Source organism: Acidovorax sp. SUPP2825, from assembly GCF_030158995.1.
Taxonomy (GTDB): Bacteria; Pseudomonadota; Gammaproteobacteria; order Burkholderiales; family Burkholderiaceae_C; genus Paracidovorax.
Map to the genome: position 1 here is coordinate 268,992 of NZ_BQXK01000002.1, position 14,930 is coordinate 283,921.

Consider the following 14,930-nt stretch of genomic DNA (forward strand, 5'->3'; position numbering starts at 1 on the left):
CTGTGTCAGGGTTTAACGTCTGCACCCGATTGCTGAGTCGTCCCGCACAGGGCAACAGGACGGCACCGGGTCGCAGATTGCAAGGATCTTGCTGCTACTTTTTTCATAGTTGCCAGCGCTTACTCGATAAGCACTGGCAACCAATTCCATAAAACCAACCGAAAGGGGCCACCGAAGCCGCCCCTCTCTTTGCCAATTACTTGGCGCGTGCAGCCATGATGGCTTCCGACACGTTGCGAGGGGCTTCGCTGTAGTGTTTGAATTCCATCGAGTAGGTGGCGCGGCCTTGCGTTGCGGAGCGCAGCGAGGTCGAGTAGCCGAACATTTCCGACAGGGGCACTTCGGCCTTGATGGCCTTGCCGCCGCCGACCATGTCGTCCATGCCCTGCACCATGCCACGGCGGGACGACAAGTCGCCCATCACCGTACCGGCGTAGTCTTCCGGCGTTTCGACTTCCACGGCCATCATGGGCTCGAGAATCACGGGGTTGGCCTTGCGGCAACCTTCCTTGAAACCGAAGATGGCGGCCATCTTGAACGCGAGTTCGTTCGAGTCCACATCGTGGTACGAACCGAAGTGCAGCGTGACCTTGACGTCCACCACCGGGTAGCCGGCCAGCACGCCTTGCGTGACGGCTTCGTTGATGCCCTTTTCCACCGCGGGGATGAATTCGCGAGGAACCACACCGCCCTTGATGGCGTCGACGAACTCGATGCCCTTGCCGGCTTCGTTCGGTTCGATCTTGAGCACGACGTGGCCGTACTGGCCCTTACCACCGGACTGGCGAACGAACTTGCCTTCGGCCTCTTCCACCGTCTTGCGGATGGTTTCGCGGTAGGCCACTTGAGGCTTGCCCACGTTGGCTTCCACGCCGAATTCGCGCTTCATGCGGTCCACGATGATTTCCAGGTGGAGCTCGCCCATGCCGCCGATGATGGTCTGGCCGGATTCTTCGTCGGTGCTGACGCGGAACGAAGGATCTTCGGCAGCCAGACGACCCAGCGCGATACCCATCTTTTCCTGGTCGGCCTTCGACTTCGGCTCCACGGCCTGACGGATCACGGGCTCAGGGAACACCATGCGCTCCAGCGTCACGATGGCCGAGGGATCGCACAGGGTTTCACCGGTCGTCACGTCTTTCAGGCCCACGCAGGCGGCGATGTCTCCAGCGCGGATCTCATCGACTTCTTCGCGGTTGTTGGCGTGCATCTGCACGATACGGCCAATGCGCTCCTTCTTGCCGCGCACGGGGTTGTACACCGTGTCGCCCTTGGACAGAACGCCGGAATAAACGCGCACGAACGTCAGCTGACCCACGAACGGGTCGGTCATCAGCTTGAACGCCAGGGCAGAGAACTTTTCCGAGTCGTCGGCCTTGCGGCTCGTCGGCTGCTCGTCGTCGTCGGTGCCGCCCACGGGAGGAATGTCCACCGGCGAAGGCATCAGTTCGATCACGGCGTCCAGCATGCGCTGCACACCCTTGTTCTTGAAGGCCGTACCGCACAGCATGGGCTGGATTTCGCAAGCGATGGCGCGCGTGCGCAGGCCGAGGGTGATTTCCTCTTCGGAAAGATCACCTTCTTCCAGATACTTGTTCATCAGGTCTTCGGAAGCTTCAGCAGCCGCCTCGACCATCTTCTCGCGCCATTCCTTGGCCGTTTCCAGCAGGTCGGCGGGGATCTCTTCGAAGGTGAACTTCATGCCTTGCGAGGCTTCATCCCAGATGATGGCCTTCATCTTGCGCAGGTCGACCACGCCCGTGAAGTTTTCTTCGGCACCGATCGGGATCACGATCGGCACGGGGTTGGCCTTCAGGCGCAGCTTCATCTGCTCGACGACCTTGAAGAAGTTGGCACCGGTACGGTCCATCTTGTTCACGAACGCGAGGCGAGGCACCTTGTACTTGTTCGCTTGGCGCCACACGGTTTCCGACTGTGGCTGCACGCCGCCCACGGCGCAATACACCATGCAGGCGCCGTCCAGCACGCGCATGGAACGTTCCACTTCGATCGTGAAGTCCACGTGGCCGGGGGTGTCGATGATGTTGATGCGGTGCTCGGGGAACGAACGGTCCATGCCGCTCCAGAAGCAGGTGGTGGCAGCCGAGGTGATCGTGATGCCGCGCTCTTGCTCCTGCTCCATCCAGTCCATGGTGGCTGCGCCGTCATGCACTTCACCGATCTTGTGGTTCACACCGGTGTAGAAAAGAATCCGCTCGGTCGTCGTGGTCTTGCCAGCGTCGATGTGGGCCGAGATACCGATATTGCGGTAGCGCTCGATGGGGGTCTTGCGAGCCATGGTAAATCCTTGGTTGAACGTTGTGTTCGTTGTGATGGGCCACCCGCTTTTGCGACGCAGCACCACAATTTGCCGGCGACCTGAATCAAGATAAGGCCGCAGGCAGAAAATGCCAGCGGCCTTACGTTTGCACCGGAGAAAGCCTGGAGGCTTAGAAGCGGAAGTGGCTGAATGCCTTGTTGGCTTCGGCCATGCGGTGCACTTCGTCACGGCGCTTCATCGCGCCGCCACGGCCTTCCGTGGCTTCCAGCAATTCGTTGGCCAGGCGTTGCGCCATCGACTTTTCGCCACGCTTGCGGGCGGCTTCCTTGATCCAACGCATCGACAGCGCCAGACGGCGCACGGGGCGCACTTCCACAGGCACCTGGTAGTTGGCACCACCCACGCGGCGGGACTTCACTTCGACCATGGGCTTCACGTTGTTGATGGCAACGGTGAACGCTTCCAGAGGGTCCTTGTCAGGGTGCTTCTTCTCGATCAGTTCCAGAGCGCCGTAAATGATGCGCTCTGCCACTGCCTTTTTGCCGCCTTCCATGATCACGTTCATGAATTTGGACAGCTCTACATTGCCGAACTTGGGATCCGGCAGGATTTCACGTTTGGGGACTTCGCGACGACGTGGCATTTTTTCACCTCATGTTTGCTTCAGTTGGCATCTTTTCAGACACCGCGAGAGCCATTCAGGACTCCCACTTACTCGACCCACGCAAGACAGTTGCGCTTGGGGTCACTACGCTGGATCACCGCGCCACGCGGGAAACAGCACCGGATATCTTTTGCAAAAAAGCGCAGGGCTTACTTGGCCTTGGGCTTCTTGGCACCGTACTTGGAGCGCGCTTGCTTGCGGTCTTTCACGCCTTGCAAGTCGAGCGAGCCACGCACGATGTGGTAACGCACACCGGGCAAGTCCTTGACACGACCGCCGCGAACCAGCACGACGCTGTGTTCCTGCAGGTTGTGGCCTTCGCCGCCGATGTAGGAAATGACTTCGAAACCGTTGGTCAGGCGAACCTTGGCGACCTTCCGCAGCGCGGAGTTAGGCTTCTTTGGCGTCGTGGTGTACACACGGGTGCACACGCCGCGGCGCTGAGGAGAGTTTTCCATCGCGGGGCTCTTCGACTTGATCTTTTCGACCTCGCGACCCTGACGGACCAGTTGATTGATGGTTGGCATGAATACGTCCCTAAACGTGAAATGCTTCGTGAAAAACGAAAACGTGAATCCCTTCGGAAATTCCGAAAAGCCTTCTAATGTAGCAGGTTGGCGCTGACGGGGCAATCGCGGGGCGGCCAACCGGCCGCCGCCGTGTCACTTGATCCACAGGCGGATGGCATCCCAGGCGCGGCCGAAGATGCCGGCCTGCTCCACCGTCTCCAGCGCCACCAGCGGCACTTCGGCGATGGGCTGCTCGCCCAGCGACACCTTCAGGGTGCCGATCGACTGACCCTTGGTGAACGGCGCCACGAGCGGGTCGGTGCGCACGATCTGCGTCGTGACCTTGCCGGCGCTGCCCGACGGCACGGTGACGACGATGGCATCCGGGCGGCCGATCTGGATGGTGTTCTGCTTGCCCTTCCAGACGGCCGGCGTGGCGGCGGGCTGGCCGGCGTCAAACAGCTTGACGGCATCGAAGGCTGTGTAGCCCCAGTTCAGGAGTTTCTGGCTCTCGTTCGCCCGGGCGTTCTCGCTGGAGGCGCCCAGCACGATGGACAGCAGACGGCGCTGGCCGACGTTCGGAAAGTCGCGCTTGGACGTGGCCACCAGACAGTAACCGGCAGCGGCCGTGTGGCCGGTCTTGAGGCCGTCCACCGTGGGATCGCGGAACAGCAGCGAATTGCGGTTGGTGCCATTGGAGGGCGGCGTGCCCGGGTACGCATAGTGCTTGGTCGCGTAGTAATGCATGTACTCGGGGAATTCCTGCATCAGGCGGGTGGCCAGCACGCCCAGGTCGCGCGCGGTGGTCGTGTGGCCCGGCTCGGTCAGGCCTTCGGGGTTCTTGTAGGCCGTGTTCTTCATGCCCAGGGCCTTGGCCTGGTCGTTCATTAGCTTGACGAAGTTCTCGGCCGTGCCGCCGACGCCTTCGGCCAGGGCCATGGTGGCGTCGTTGCCCGACTGCACGATCATGCCCTTGATGAGGTCTTCCACCGGCACCTGCATCTTGGGATCGATGAACATGCGCGAGCCGGGCATCTTCCAGGCGAGCACGCTCACGGGCAGCTTCTGCTCCAGCGTGATCTTCTTGGCGCGCAACGCGTCGAAGACCAGGTAGCCCGTCATGAGCTTGGTGAGCGATGCCTGCTCGACCGGTGCGTCGATGTCCTTGGCGGCGAGCACCTGGCCGGCGGTCACATCGAGCAGCAAGTAGTTGCGCGCAGCGATCTCGGGGGGCTGGGGGGCCTGGCCCTGCGCCCAGAGGGCGGCAGGCGCCAGCACGGCGACAAGAACGAAGGAACGCAGCGTGGAGAGGAAGGGCTTCATGGAAACAGGCATTCGGGGCAAGAAAACAAACCAAACGGTCAAAAACGGCGGCGGGGATGGCGCGCCGTGCGGTGCCCGGTAGGGAGCGTCTGGAGGGCGGTCAGTTCCCCGCCAGCAGGTGGCGGGACACCAGGTTTTTCAGGAGCGGCAATTGTCCGTGAAAGAAATGACCGCCGCCGGGCACGACTGTGACGGGGAGTATCTGCGGCCGCGCCCAGTCCATGACGGCCGACAGCGGCACGGTGTCGTCCTGCTCGCCGTGCACGACCAGCGTGCGCTCATGCGCCTCGGCCGGCACGGGCGCCACGGTGAAGCGGCTGGCGGCGGTGCCGACCAGGACCACCCGCTCGATGCCGCGCTGGCCCCACAGGCGCTCCAGCGCATGGCTGGTGACGAAGGCGCCGAACGAGAAGCCCGCCAGGGCCAGCGGCCCCTCGGGCGCTGCCTGGCGCACCACCTCCAGGAAGTCTTCCAGCTCGCCCTGGCCCGCGTCGTGCGTGCCGGCGCTGGCGCCCACGCCCCGGAAATTGAAGCGCACCGCGGTCCAGCCGCTGTGCACGAAGGCGCGCGCCAGGGTCTGCACCACCTTGTTGTCCATGGTGCCGCCGAACAGCGGGTGCGGGTGGGCGATCACCGCCACGCCGCGCGAGGGCGCGCTGTCCGGCGCCTGGGCCGCATCGCGTGCCGCTTCGATGGCGCCGGCAGCGCCGGTGAGGGTCAGGCGTTCAGTCTGGGCATTCACTGGATTTGCTATCAAATAAATAGCTGTCAGGACAATAAAATCTAGGGCAGACAGCCAAAAACACTTAAAAACCGATCGGCGCGCGAATCAGCGCCCGAGTTCCGGCGGCGTGAGCAGGCGTTCGACGACCTGACCGTTCTTCAGGTGCGATTCCACGATTTCGTCGATATCGCTGCCATCCACGAAGGTGTACCAGGTGCCCTCGGGATAGACCACGGCGACGGGCCCGCCGGCGCAGCGGTCCAGGCAGCCGGCCTTGTTCACCCGCACCTTGCCGGGGCCGGACAGGCCGGCCGCCTTGACCTGGGACTTGCAGCGGTCGAACGCGGCCTGCGCACCGTGGTGGGCGCAACTGTCCTTGCCGTTGGTGCGGTCGTTCAGGCAAAAGAAGATGTGGCGGGCGTAGTAGCCAGGCTGCGCGGCTGGCGGCGTGGGGGTGTCGGTCATCCGGGCATTTTAGGAGCCGATGCGAACAGGGGTATCCGCGTGGCCCTCGGCCGGGTCCCGGTCGCGCCGGGCCACGCGCTGCACCACATAAACCAGGGTGGCGTAGGGCCAGAGCCAGCCCAGCCATTGGCCCAGGCCGTAGAAGCGGATGAAGCGGCCCTGCTCCCAGGCCTGCAGGGTGTCGGCGAAATAGGCGCTGGTGGGTGCCTGGTTGAGGATGTTCAGGTGCAGCATCAGCAGCAATAGCAGCACGGCGGCGCTGGCCCGGCGGGGCAGGCCGGCCAGCATCAGCGCAACGGCCATGCCGGCCCACACGCCCACGCGGGCCGGGGTGCCGAGCCACTCCCAGGCATGCGCCGGGCCGTAGCTGAGCGCGGAGGACAGCGCGGTCACCGACACGCCCGCCACCACCGTGGCCAGCGAGAACGCCACACGGCGGCCGATGTGGCGGATCACGCAGTAGCCCAGCAGGCAGGGCACGAGCAGGCCCAGCATCACGGCCAGCAGTTCGGCACTGGGCGACAGGGCTTCCAGCGGCGTTTCGCGCAGCGGCAGCCAGTCCAGGAACGGGGTGTCGGCCAGCAGGTCTTCCAGCGCGATCTCGAGGCGTTCCCACATCTGGCCCAGCCCGAACGGCACGGCGGCGGGAAACAGCAGTGCCACCGGCCACAGCGCGAGCAAGGCCAGCGCCCCGCTGGCGTCGGCGACGAACCACCGCGCCCGCAGCCGGCTCCAGCGGGCCAGCGCGCCCAGCCGCTCCAGCAGCGCCGCCAGCAGCGCGCCGCCCAGCGTGCCGAGCGCGTTCAGCATCAGGTCCATGTTGGAGGGCACGCGCCGCGGCAGGTAGATCTGCAGGAACTCCATCAGCATCGAGAGCAGCGCGCCCGCCAGCGCGGCCACGGGCACCGCAGAGCGCGGCCAGCCGGTGCGCAGCAGGGCCAGCGCCAGCAGAAAGCCGAACGGCGCATAGCCGGCGATGTTGATGTTGACGTCGAACCACGTCCAGTACGGCGGGGGGATGCGGGCGGTAAGGAACACCCACGGCGAGATGCCCTGCTCGCGCCAGCCGTCGAAGGGGAACAGGCTGGCGAAGACCACGAGGGCCGCGTAGATCAGCGCCAGGGGCCAGGCGGAGGTCTTGTGCACGGCGGGAGCGCGCGGCCGGCGCGTCAGAAGGGTTTGACGACGACCAGCACCACCGCGGCCACCAGCAGCAGCACCGGCACCTCGTTGAACCAGCGGAACCAGCGGTGGCTGCGCCGGCTCTGGCCGCTGGCCAGCTTGCGCAGCAGCACGCCGCAGGCATGGTGGTAGCCCACGGCGAGCACCACGACCAGGAGCTTGGCGTGCATCCAGCCGTTGCCCGGCCCGCGGCCGATGCCGTACCCCAGGTAGAGCCACAGCCCCAGCGCGATGGCCGGCACGGCCAGGAAGGTGGTGAAACGCAGCAGCTTGCGCGCCATGAGCAGGAGCCGGTCTCGCTCGGCGGCCGAGCCCGGTGCCACCATGGCCAGGTTGACGAAGATCCGAGGCAGGTAGAACAGGCCGGCGAACCAACTGGCCACGAAGACGATGTGAAAGGCTTTGACCCAGAGCATGGGGGGCAGTGTACGTGCCGTGCCGGGCCGTCCGGCGGAGTCCGACGCGCAAAAACCACGGCGGCCGGCGTCACGTCGAAGGGCCGGGCGGAGACCGCCCCGGCGCAATGTGGCGCACAATTTCGGGATGCATCTGTCCAGCCCCACCCCCTTCCCCCAGAACCGCCCGCGCCGCCTGCGCCGCGATGCCTTCACCCGCAACCTCGTGCGCGAGCATGCCGTCACGCCGCACGATCTGATCTACCCCGTGTTCGTGCACGAAGGCCAGGGCCGCAGCGAGGCCATCGCGTCGATGCCGGGCGTGGAGCGCCTGAGCCTGGACCTCCTGCTGCCGGTGGCCGAGGATTGCGTGAAGCTGGGCATTCCGGTGCTGGCGCTGTTTCCGGCCATCGACCCCGCGCTCAAGGCGCCGGACGGCAAGGAGGCGCTCAACCCCGAAGGCCTGATTCCCCGCGTGGTGCGGGCGCTCAAGAAGGAATTCCCCGCGCTGGGCGTGATGACCGACGTGGCGCTGGACCCCTACACGAGCCACGGCCAGGACGGCGTGCTCGATGCCACCGGCTACATCATCAACGACGAAACGGTGGAGATCCTCACCGGGCAGGCGCTCACGCATGCCGAGGCGGGCGTGGACATCGTGGCGCCCAGCGACATGATGGACGGGCGCATCGGTGCGATCCGCGAGGCGCTCGAAGTGCAGGGCCACATCCACACGCGCATCATGGCCTACAGCGCCAAGTACGCGAGCGCCTTCTACGGCCCGTTCCGCGATGCCGTGGGCACGCGCGGCGCCCTGGGCAAGGCCGACAAGAACGTGTACCAGATGGACCCGGGTAACACCGACGAGGCGCTGCGAGAGGTGGCCCTCGATATCGCCGAAGGCGCCGACATGGTGATGGTCAAGCCCGGCATGCCGTACCTGGACGTGGTGCGCCGCGTGAAGGACGAGTTCCGCGTGCCCACCTTCGCCTACCAGGTGAGCGGCGAGTACGCCATGCTCAAGGCCGCGGCCGCCAACGGCTGGCTCGACCACGACGCGGTGATGATGGAAAGCCTGCTGGCCTTCAAGCGCGCCGGCGCCGACGGCGTGCTGACGTATTTCGCCCGCGACGCGGCGCGGCTGCTGCAAAAGTAAGCGACCGCCCCCCGGCCGCCTGCCCGCAGGGCCGGCGCCGGCGTCTTCCCCGCCCCGCCCCAGGCCTCCATGCGCATCTTTCACATCCACCAGGGCAACGCCACCGAGCTGGCCGCCCTGCCCTCCCAGCCCCCGGCCGCCGGCTTTTACTGGATCTCGTGCACCCGCGCGGCCTTCGGCGAGCAGTTGGGCCTGCTGCAGGCCGCGCTGCAGGCCACCACCGGCCTGCAACTGGTGGACCTGCACGTGTCCGACCTGCTGAACGCGCAGCTGCCATCGCACTACGACTACACCTCGCAGTACGACCTGCTGGTGTTCCGCCGCCTGGCGGCCGCCGGCCCGGGCGCGGCACCGGCCAGCGCAGCCGGCGCGGCAACCGCAGCAAGCCCGCAGGCCGCGCCTCCCGCCGCGCCGGGCCGCATGACGGGCCCGCCGGTGCTGCGCCGCATCGACACCAGCCCTGTGGGATTCGCCGTGTTCGACCAGGTGCTGCTGTCGGTGCACCCGGCCGACTGCGCGGTGCGCGATGCCTATGCGGCGCGGCTGCTGGCCACCGCGCGGGGGGAGGCCCGGGGCGATGCGCCGCGCGACCACCGGCCGCCGGGCTCCTCGCCCGTGGCGCGCCTGCCGACCTCGCCCGCCGATCTGATGATGCGCGTGGTCAACCTCATCGTGGACGGCTACCTGGATTTGCGCCGGGAACTGAGCCGGCAGCTCGACCACTGGCAGGCCGAGCTGCTCAAGCCCCGCGCGCGCTTCGCCAACTGGAGCGCGTTGCTTGAGGCCCGGCTGGCGCTGCACCAGCTCGACGAAATCTGCGAGGACCAAAACACCGCCGTGCAGGACTGGATCGATGCGGTGGAGACCTGGCCCGAGCCTGAAACCCCGGCGCTGCAGCGCGAGCTGGACCTGCTCAAGGTGCGCAGCCGCGACGTGCTGGAGCACATCGAGCGCGTGGTGCACCACGTGCGCCGGCTGGAGCAGAGCACCGAGACGGCGGTGCAGATGCATTTCAGCGTGCAGAGCAACCGCACCAACGACATCATGCGCACGCTCACGGCGCTCACCGCCGTGTTCCTGCCGCTGAACCTCATCGCTGGCATCTTCGGCATGAACTTCGAGTTCATTCCGCTGGTGCACAAGCAGGACGGCTTCTGGTGGGCGATGGGGTCGATGACGGTGATCGCGGTGGCGCTGATCGCGCTGTTCTGGCGCAAGCGCTACCTGGCCCGCACGGGCCACCACTGAGCGGGCACGGGGCGCCGCGCCCTGCGCGCCGATAGAATCGGCGCCCCTTCGCACATCGCTCCCGCCCACGCCCTTGCGGCCCGCCCGCAGCGGCGCCCCCCGTTCCCATGGCCCACATCCTCGTCGATCAGCTCGTCAAGACCTACCGCATCGCCGAGCGCGCGCCGGGCTTGGGCGGCGCGCTGCGCGGGCTGCTGCACCGGCGCACGCGCACGGTGGCGGCGCTGTCGGGGGTGTCGTTCACGCTCGAGCGCGGCGAGCTGCTGGGCTTCATCGGGCCGAACGGCGCGGGCAAATCGACCACCATCAAGATCCTGTCCGGCATCCTGCGGCCCGACGGCGGCCGCGTGGAGATCGACGGCCGCCACCCCAGCGACGACCGCGAGCGCCACGTCGCCCGCATCGGCGTGGTGTTCGGCCAGCGCACCCAGCTGTGGTGGGACCTGCCGGTGGGCGAGGGGTTCGATCTGCTGCGCGACATCTACCGCGTGGACGAGCGGCGCTACCGCCGCGCACGCGACGAGCTGGTCGCGCTGCTGTCGCTGGAAGGCGTGCTGGCCCAGCCCGTGCGCCAGCTCTCGCTGGGCCAGCGCATGCGCGCCGAGATCGCGGCGGCGCTGCTGCACGAGCCCGACATCCTGTTCCTGGACGAGCCGACCATCGGCCTGGATGCGCCGTCCAAACTCGCGGTGCGGGACTTCGTGCGCCGCGCCAACCGCGAGCGCGGCACCACCGTGCTGCTCACCACCCACGACATGCACGACATCGAGGCGCTGGCCGAGCGCGTGATCGTGATCGGCCATGGCCGCGTGCTGGCCGACAGCCCGGTCGAGGCCCTGCGCGCCCAGGTGATGGCCGAGCGGCGCCTGGTGGTCGATTTCGGGCACGACGCGCCTGTGCTGGCACCGCAGCCCGGCGTGTCGGTCCATGCGCGCGAGGGCCGCTCGCTGGTACTGGGGTTCGATCCGGCCGTCACCACGGCGCCCGCGCTCATCGCGCAGCTGGTGGCCGCGCACGCCGTGCAGGACATCCGCCTGGAGGGCCTGGCGATCGAAGAGGTCATCGCCCGCTTCTACGCGCTGCACGGCGCGGCCGAGGCATGAGGCCGCCGCTGGCGCTGCGGCCCTACACCGCCGCGTTCGTCTCGCGCTTCCTGCAGATGCTGCAGTACCGCACGGCGGCGCTCGCCGGCTTCGGCACGCAGTGCTGGTGGGGTGGCATCAAGGTGATGGTGCTGGCCGCGTTCTACGGCGGGGCCGGCGCCTCGGGCGTGCCCATGCCGCTGCAGCAGGCCATCACCTATACCTGGCTGGCCCAGGGGCTGCTGGCGCTGCTGCCGTGGTCGGGCGACCCGGAGGTGGCGCAGGCCGTGCGCACGGGCGCAGTGGCGTACGACCGGCTGCGGCCCGTGGACGCCTACGGCCTGTGGTTCGCGCGCAGCGCCGGCTGGATCGCCGCGCGGGTGCTGCCGCGCGTGGCGCTGATGGCGACCTTCGCCGCCGGGGTGCTGCCGCTGCTGGGCTGGCGCGAATGGGCCTGGCAGCCGCCGGCCAGCGCGGCGGCAGGGCTGGCGTTCGTGCTCTCGGCCGGCCTGGCGGTGCTGCTGTCCACCGCGCTGGTGATGCTGCTGAACGTGGCGGCCACGGCGGCGCTCAACGAGCGCGGCATCAACGCGCTGGCCGTGCCGGCGGTGGTGGTGCTGTCGGGCAACCTGCTGCCGCTGCCCCTGCTGCCCGATGCGTGGCAGTGGGCGCTGATCGCGCAGCCGTTGGCGGGGCTGCTGGACATTCCTTCGCGCATCCATTCCGGGCACTGGGCCGGCTGGCAGGCCGTGGGCGGGCTGGCCCTGCAGACCTTCTGGATCGCCGTGCTGGTGGCGCTGGGCCGCCTGGCGATGCGGCGCACGCTGCGCCACCTCGAAATCCAGGGCGGCTGAGATGGGATCGTTCGCGCTCTTCATCCGCCTGGCCGGCGCGTCGCTGCATGCGCAGGCGCGCTACCCCGCCTCCGCCATGCTGATGACCCTGGGGCAGTTCCTCGCCACGGGCATCGAGGTGGTCGCGGTGTGGGCGCTGTTCCACCGCTTCGGCAGCGTGCAGGGCTGGAGCCTGGGCGAGGTGGCGCTGTTCTACGGCCTGGTGAACTGCATGTTCGCGGTGGCGGACGCGCTGGGGCGCGGCTTCGACGTGCTGGGCACCGAGTTCCTGCGCACGGGCGCGTTCGACCGGCTGCTGCTGCGCCCGCGGCCGCTCGCGCTGCAGCTCATGGGCCACGACCTGCGCCTGAGCCGGCTGGGGCGGCTGCTGCAGGGGCTGATGGTGGTGGCATTCGCCACCGCGCAGGCGCCGATCGACTGGACGCCGGCCACCCTCGCGCTGGCGGCATGGGCGGTGGCCGGGGGCGTGGCCCTCTTCCTGGGCATCCTGGTGCTGCAGGGCACCCTGGCGTTCTGGACCGTGGAGAGCCTGGAGATCGCCAACGTGCTCACCTACGGCGGCGTGCAGGCGGCGCAGTACCCGCTGGCGCTCTATGCGCAGTGGTTCCGCCGGCTGCTGACCTTCGCCGTGCCGCTGGCCTGCGTGGCGTATTACCCGGGCCTGGCGATCCTCTCGCACCCCGACCCGCTGGGCGCGCCCGCCTGGGTGGGCTGGGTGTCGCCCGCCGCCGGCTTCGCCTTCCTGGCCGCCGCCTTCGGGGCCTGGCGCCTGGGCCTGCGGCACTACGCCTCCACCGGCAGCTGAACCCCCTCGAACCCGACCTGGCAAATAGAGACTTGACATTGTTTGTCTAGTCAATTATTGTTCAGGCCATGATCGACGCCCAAAAAACCGATGCCAGCCGCCTGCCGCCCGCCCCGCTCACCGTGGCGGGCATTCCGTTTCTGGTGGAAGAAAGCATCGGCTACCAGATGCGCCGCATCGTGTGCATCGTCGCCAGCGAGATCGAGCGCCGCATGGAGCCCCTGGGCCTGACCGATGCGCAATGGAAGCCGCTGCTGCGCCTGTACCTGAACCACGAGAACACGGTCGCGGGCCTGGCGCGCCTGTGCCAGCTCGACGCCGGCGGCATGACCCGCCTGCTCGACCGGCTGGAGGCCAAGGGCCTGTGCTCCCGCACGCGCTCGTTGGAAGACCGCCGGGTCGTGCACATCGAACTCACGCCCGAAGGGCACGCGGCGGCCGCGCAGATTCCCGACATCCTGGGCAACGTGCAGCAGGTGTGCGCCCAGGGTTTCCAGCCGGCCGAGTACCACCAGTTGCAGGATTTCCTCAAGCGCATCCACGGCAACCTGCAGACGCTGGGGGCGGCGGCCGACACCGCTGCGCCCCGCCCATCCTGAGAGTCAGTCCACCATGAACGCCACTTTTCCCTCCACGCCCGCCGCAGCCGATGCGGCCTCGGCCCGCGACGCCGCGGCGCCCGACACCCCCAGCCCGCTGCGCGGCGCGCTGCAATATTTCGCCACGCTGGCCATCGCGCTGGCGGCCCTGCCGGGCCTCACGGCCTGCGCCGACATGTCCGGCATCGCGCCCCATGCGCAGATGCGCGATGCTGCCTCGCTCGGCCTCGCGGCGCCGGCCGCCGGTGCCGGCGCGGTGGCGCAGCAATCCTTCGCCGAAGCCACGCTGCCCACGGACTGGTGGCTGGGCTTCGGCGACGGCCAGCTCGATGCGCTCATCGACCGCGCCCTGGCCACCAACCCCAACCTGAAGCTCACCGAGGCGCGCATCGCCCGCGCCCAGGCCTTCATCGAAACCGCCCGCGCGGCCGACGGCCCGCAGCTCAACGGGAGCCTGGACGTGAACCGGCAGCTCTACAGCGCCAACGGCCCCTACCCGCCGCCGCTGGCCGGGAGCGTGCTCAACAGCGGCACGGCGCGCCTGTCGGGCAGCTGGGAGATCGACTTCTTTGGCAAGAACCGCGCAGCGCTCGAATCCGCCCTGGGCAGCGCCAACGCCGCGCAGGCCGACGCCCAGGCCGCGCGCCTGCTGCTGGCCAGCAACGTGGCGCGCAGCTATTTCCAGCTGGCGCGCCTGAAGGCCCAACTGGGCGTGGCCGAACGCACGCTGGCCCAGCGCAACGAAACGCTGCGCCTGGTGCGCGACCGCGTGGATGCGGGCCTGGACACCCAGCTGGAGCGGCGCCAGAGCGAAGGCGGCCTGCCCGAGGCGCGCCAGCAGATCGAGGCGATCCAGGAGCAGATCGCCCTCACCCGCAATGCCCTGGGCGCGCTGGTGGGTCAGCCAAATGCAGCGAACGCCCTAGAATTTCCTGCCCTGGATGCTATTCATTCGATAGCAATTCCCGGCACGCTGCCAGCCGACCTGCTGGGCCGGCGGCCCGACGTGGCCGCCGCGCGCTGGCGCGTGGAAGCCGCCACCCAGGACGTGGCCGTGGCCAAGGCGCAGTTCTATCCGAATGTGAACCTGACGGCCTTCCTGGGCCTGTCGTCGATCGGGCTGGACCGCTTCGCCGAGGCCGGCAGCAAGGAGTGGGGCATCGGCCCGGCGATCCGCCTGCCGATTTTCGACTCGGGCCGCCTGCGCGCCAACCTGCGCGGCAAGGCCGCCGACGTGGATGCGGCGGTCGAGAGCTACAACGCCGCGCTGCTGGATGCCGTGCATGACGCGGCCGACCAGCTCGCCTCGGCCCGCTCCATCGACCGCCAGCAGGCCGAGCAGCGCCATGCGCAAGAGGCCGCCGAGGCCGCCTACGACATCGCCCGCCAGCGCTACCAGGCGGGCCTGGGCAACTACCTGAACGTGCTCACCGCCGAGACGGCCGTGCTGCTGCAACGCCGCCAGGCCGTGGACCTGGAGGCCCGCCGCCTGGACACCCAGGTCGCGCTGATCCGCGCCCTGGGCGGTGGCTACGCCGCCACCACGCCCGGCGCCGCGGGTGCCGTGGCCACGGCGGCCCCTGCCACCGCCACCGCCACCGCCGCGCACTGAGCCGCCCGCCACCCCTTTTTACCGAACCGAA

15 protein-coding genes are annotated in these 14,930 nt (G+C 68.2%); 7 read left to right on the forward strand and 8 right to left on the reverse strand.

The window, feature by feature from the left end:
• Window positions 1-196: 196 nt before the first annotated feature.
• The 8 genes from fusA to AVAK2825_RS03805 all read right to left on the reverse strand — a co-directional run bounded on the left by fusA (window position 197) and on the right by AVAK2825_RS03805 (window position 7,564).
• Window positions 197-2,299, reverse strand: a complete 2,103-nt coding sequence (fusA, locus tag AVAK2825_RS03770) for an elongation factor G (RefSeq protein ID WP_272565827.1) — start codon at window positions 2,297-2,299, stop codon at window positions 197-199.
• Between the two features lie 151 nt (window positions 2,300-2,450).
• Window positions 2,451-2,924 (reverse strand): 30S ribosomal protein S7, encoded by a 474-nt coding sequence (rpsG, locus tag AVAK2825_RS03775; protein ID WP_056668881.1) that lies wholly within the window; start codon window positions 2,922-2,924, stop codon window positions 2,451-2,453.
• Between the two features lie 170 nt (window positions 2,925-3,094).
• Complete coding sequence (gene rpsL, locus AVAK2825_RS03780; RefSeq protein ID WP_010104110.1) at window positions 3,095-3,472, reverse strand: 30S ribosomal protein S12; 378 nt, start codon at window positions 3,470-3,472, stop codon at window positions 3,095-3,097.
• Window positions 3,473-3,607: 135 nt separating this feature from the next.
• Window positions 3,608-4,777 carry a D-alanyl-D-alanine carboxypeptidase family protein gene (locus AVAK2825_RS03785; protein WP_284394566.1) on the reverse strand — a complete coding sequence of 390 codons (1,170 nt, stop codon included), beginning with the start codon at window positions 4,775-4,777 and terminating at the stop codon, window positions 3,608-3,610.
• 100 nt (window positions 4,778-4,877) lie between these two features.
• Window positions 4,878-5,519 (reverse strand): alpha/beta hydrolase, encoded by a 642-nt coding sequence (locus tag AVAK2825_RS03790; protein WP_284394568.1) that lies wholly within the window; start codon window positions 5,517-5,519, stop codon window positions 4,878-4,880.
• An 87-nt stretch (window positions 5,520-5,606) separates the two neighbouring features.
• Window positions 5,607-5,966, reverse strand: coding sequence for a (2Fe-2S) ferredoxin domain-containing protein (locus AVAK2825_RS03795; protein ID WP_284394570.1), 360 nt, complete (start codon window positions 5,964-5,966; stop codon window positions 5,607-5,609).
• 9 nt (window positions 5,967-5,975) lie between these two features.
• Window positions 5,976-7,112 carry a VanZ family protein gene (locus AVAK2825_RS03800; protein ID WP_272565830.1) on the reverse strand — a complete coding sequence of 379 codons (1,137 nt, stop codon included), beginning with the start codon at window positions 7,110-7,112 and terminating at the stop codon, window positions 5,976-5,978.
• A gap of 23 nt (window positions 7,113-7,135) precedes the next feature.
• Entirely contained in the window at window positions 7,136-7,564 is a 429-nt protein-coding gene (locus AVAK2825_RS03805; RefSeq protein WP_272565831.1) for a CopD family protein, read from the reverse strand.
• A gap of 127 nt (window positions 7,565-7,691) precedes the next feature.
• Here AVAK2825_RS03805 and hemB point away from each other — a divergent pair, with 127 nt between their 5' ends.
• The 7 genes from hemB (at window position 7,692) to AVAK2825_RS03840 (ending at window position 14,899) form a co-directional block, all read left to right on the forward strand.
• Entirely contained in the window at window positions 7,692-8,699 is a 1,008-nt protein-coding gene (hemB, locus tag AVAK2825_RS03810; protein ID WP_284394575.1) for a porphobilinogen synthase, read from the forward strand.
• A 69-nt stretch (window positions 8,700-8,768) separates the two neighbouring features.
• On the forward strand, window positions 8,769-9,947 hold the full coding sequence (locus AVAK2825_RS03815; RefSeq protein WP_284394577.1) for a magnesium transporter CorA family protein: 1,179 nt from the start codon (window positions 8,769-8,771) through the stop codon (window positions 9,945-9,947).
• A gap of 107 nt (window positions 9,948-10,054) precedes the next feature.
• Window positions 10,055-11,050: an ABC transporter ATP-binding protein gene (locus AVAK2825_RS03820; protein WP_284394579.1), complete on the forward strand. Its 996-nt coding sequence runs from the start codon at window positions 10,055-10,057 to the stop codon at window positions 11,048-11,050.
• Complete coding sequence (locus tag AVAK2825_RS03825) at window positions 11,047-11,883, forward strand: ABC transporter permease (RefSeq protein WP_284394581.1); 837 nt, start codon at window positions 11,047-11,049, stop codon at window positions 11,881-11,883. The genes AVAK2825_RS03820 and AVAK2825_RS03825 overlap by 4 nt, the downstream gene beginning before the upstream one ends.
• A 1-nt stretch (window position 11,884) precedes the next feature.
• Window positions 11,885-12,688 carry an ABC transporter permease gene (locus AVAK2825_RS03830; protein WP_284394583.1) on the forward strand — a complete coding sequence of 268 codons (804 nt, stop codon included), beginning with the start codon at window positions 11,885-11,887 and terminating at the stop codon, window positions 12,686-12,688.
• A 68-nt stretch (window positions 12,689-12,756) separates the two neighbouring features.
• Complete coding sequence (locus tag AVAK2825_RS03835) at window positions 12,757-13,287, forward strand: MarR family winged helix-turn-helix transcriptional regulator (protein ID WP_284394585.1); 531 nt, start codon at window positions 12,757-12,759, stop codon at window positions 13,285-13,287.
• Window positions 13,288-13,300: 13 nt separating this feature from the next.
• Window positions 13,301-14,899 carry an efflux transporter outer membrane subunit gene (locus tag AVAK2825_RS03840; protein ID WP_284394587.1) on the forward strand — a complete coding sequence of 533 codons (1,599 nt, stop codon included), beginning with the start codon at window positions 13,301-13,303 and terminating at the stop codon, window positions 14,897-14,899.
• Window positions 14,900-14,930 lie beyond the last annotated feature (31 nt).

Excerpts from the sequence above, each read along its gene's own strand:
- rpsG (WP_056668881.1), bottom strand. The coding sequence starts at position 2,924 with ATGCCACGTCGTCGCGAAGTCCCCAAACGTGAAATCCTGCCGGATCCC.
- AVAK2825_RS03835 (WP_284394585.1), top strand. The coding sequence starts at position 12,757 with ATGATCGACGCCCAAAAAACCGATGCCAGCCGCCTGCCGCCCGCCCCG.
- AVAK2825_RS03820 (WP_284394579.1), top strand. The coding sequence starts at position 10,055 with ATGGCCCACATCCTCGTCGATCAGCTCGTCAAGACCTACCGCATCGCC.
- AVAK2825_RS03805 (WP_272565831.1), bottom strand. The coding sequence starts at position 7,564 with ATGCTCTGGGTCAAAGCCTTTCACATCGTCTTCGTGGCCAGTTGGTTC.
- hemB (WP_284394575.1), top strand. The coding sequence starts at position 7,692 with ATGCATCTGTCCAGCCCCACCCCCTTCCCCCAGAACCGCCCGCGCCGC.
- AVAK2825_RS03795 (WP_284394570.1), bottom strand. The coding sequence starts at position 5,966 with ATGACCGACACCCCCACGCCGCCAGCCGCGCAGCCTGGCTACTACGCC.
- AVAK2825_RS03830 (WP_284394583.1), top strand. The coding sequence starts at position 11,885 with ATGGGATCGTTCGCGCTCTTCATCCGCCTGGCCGGCGCGTCGCTGCAT.
- AVAK2825_RS03840 (WP_284394587.1), top strand. The coding sequence starts at position 13,301 with ATGAACGCCACTTTTCCCTCCACGCCCGCCGCAGCCGATGCGGCCTCG.
- fusA (WP_272565827.1), bottom strand. The coding sequence starts at position 2,299 with ATGGCTCGCAAGACCCCCATCGAGCGCTACCGCAATATCGGTATCTCG.
- AVAK2825_RS03815 (WP_284394577.1), top strand. The coding sequence starts at position 8,769 with ATGCGCATCTTTCACATCCACCAGGGCAACGCCACCGAGCTGGCCGCC.
- rpsL (WP_010104110.1), bottom strand. The coding sequence starts at position 3,472 with ATGCCAACCATCAATCAACTGGTCCGTCAGGGTCGCGAGGTCGAAAAG.
- AVAK2825_RS03825 (WP_284394581.1), top strand. The coding sequence starts at position 11,047 with ATGAGGCCGCCGCTGGCGCTGCGGCCCTACACCGCCGCGTTCGTCTCG.
- AVAK2825_RS03785 (WP_284394566.1), bottom strand. The coding sequence starts at position 4,777 with ATGAAGCCCTTCCTCTCCACGCTGCGTTCCTTCGTTCTTGTCGCCGTG.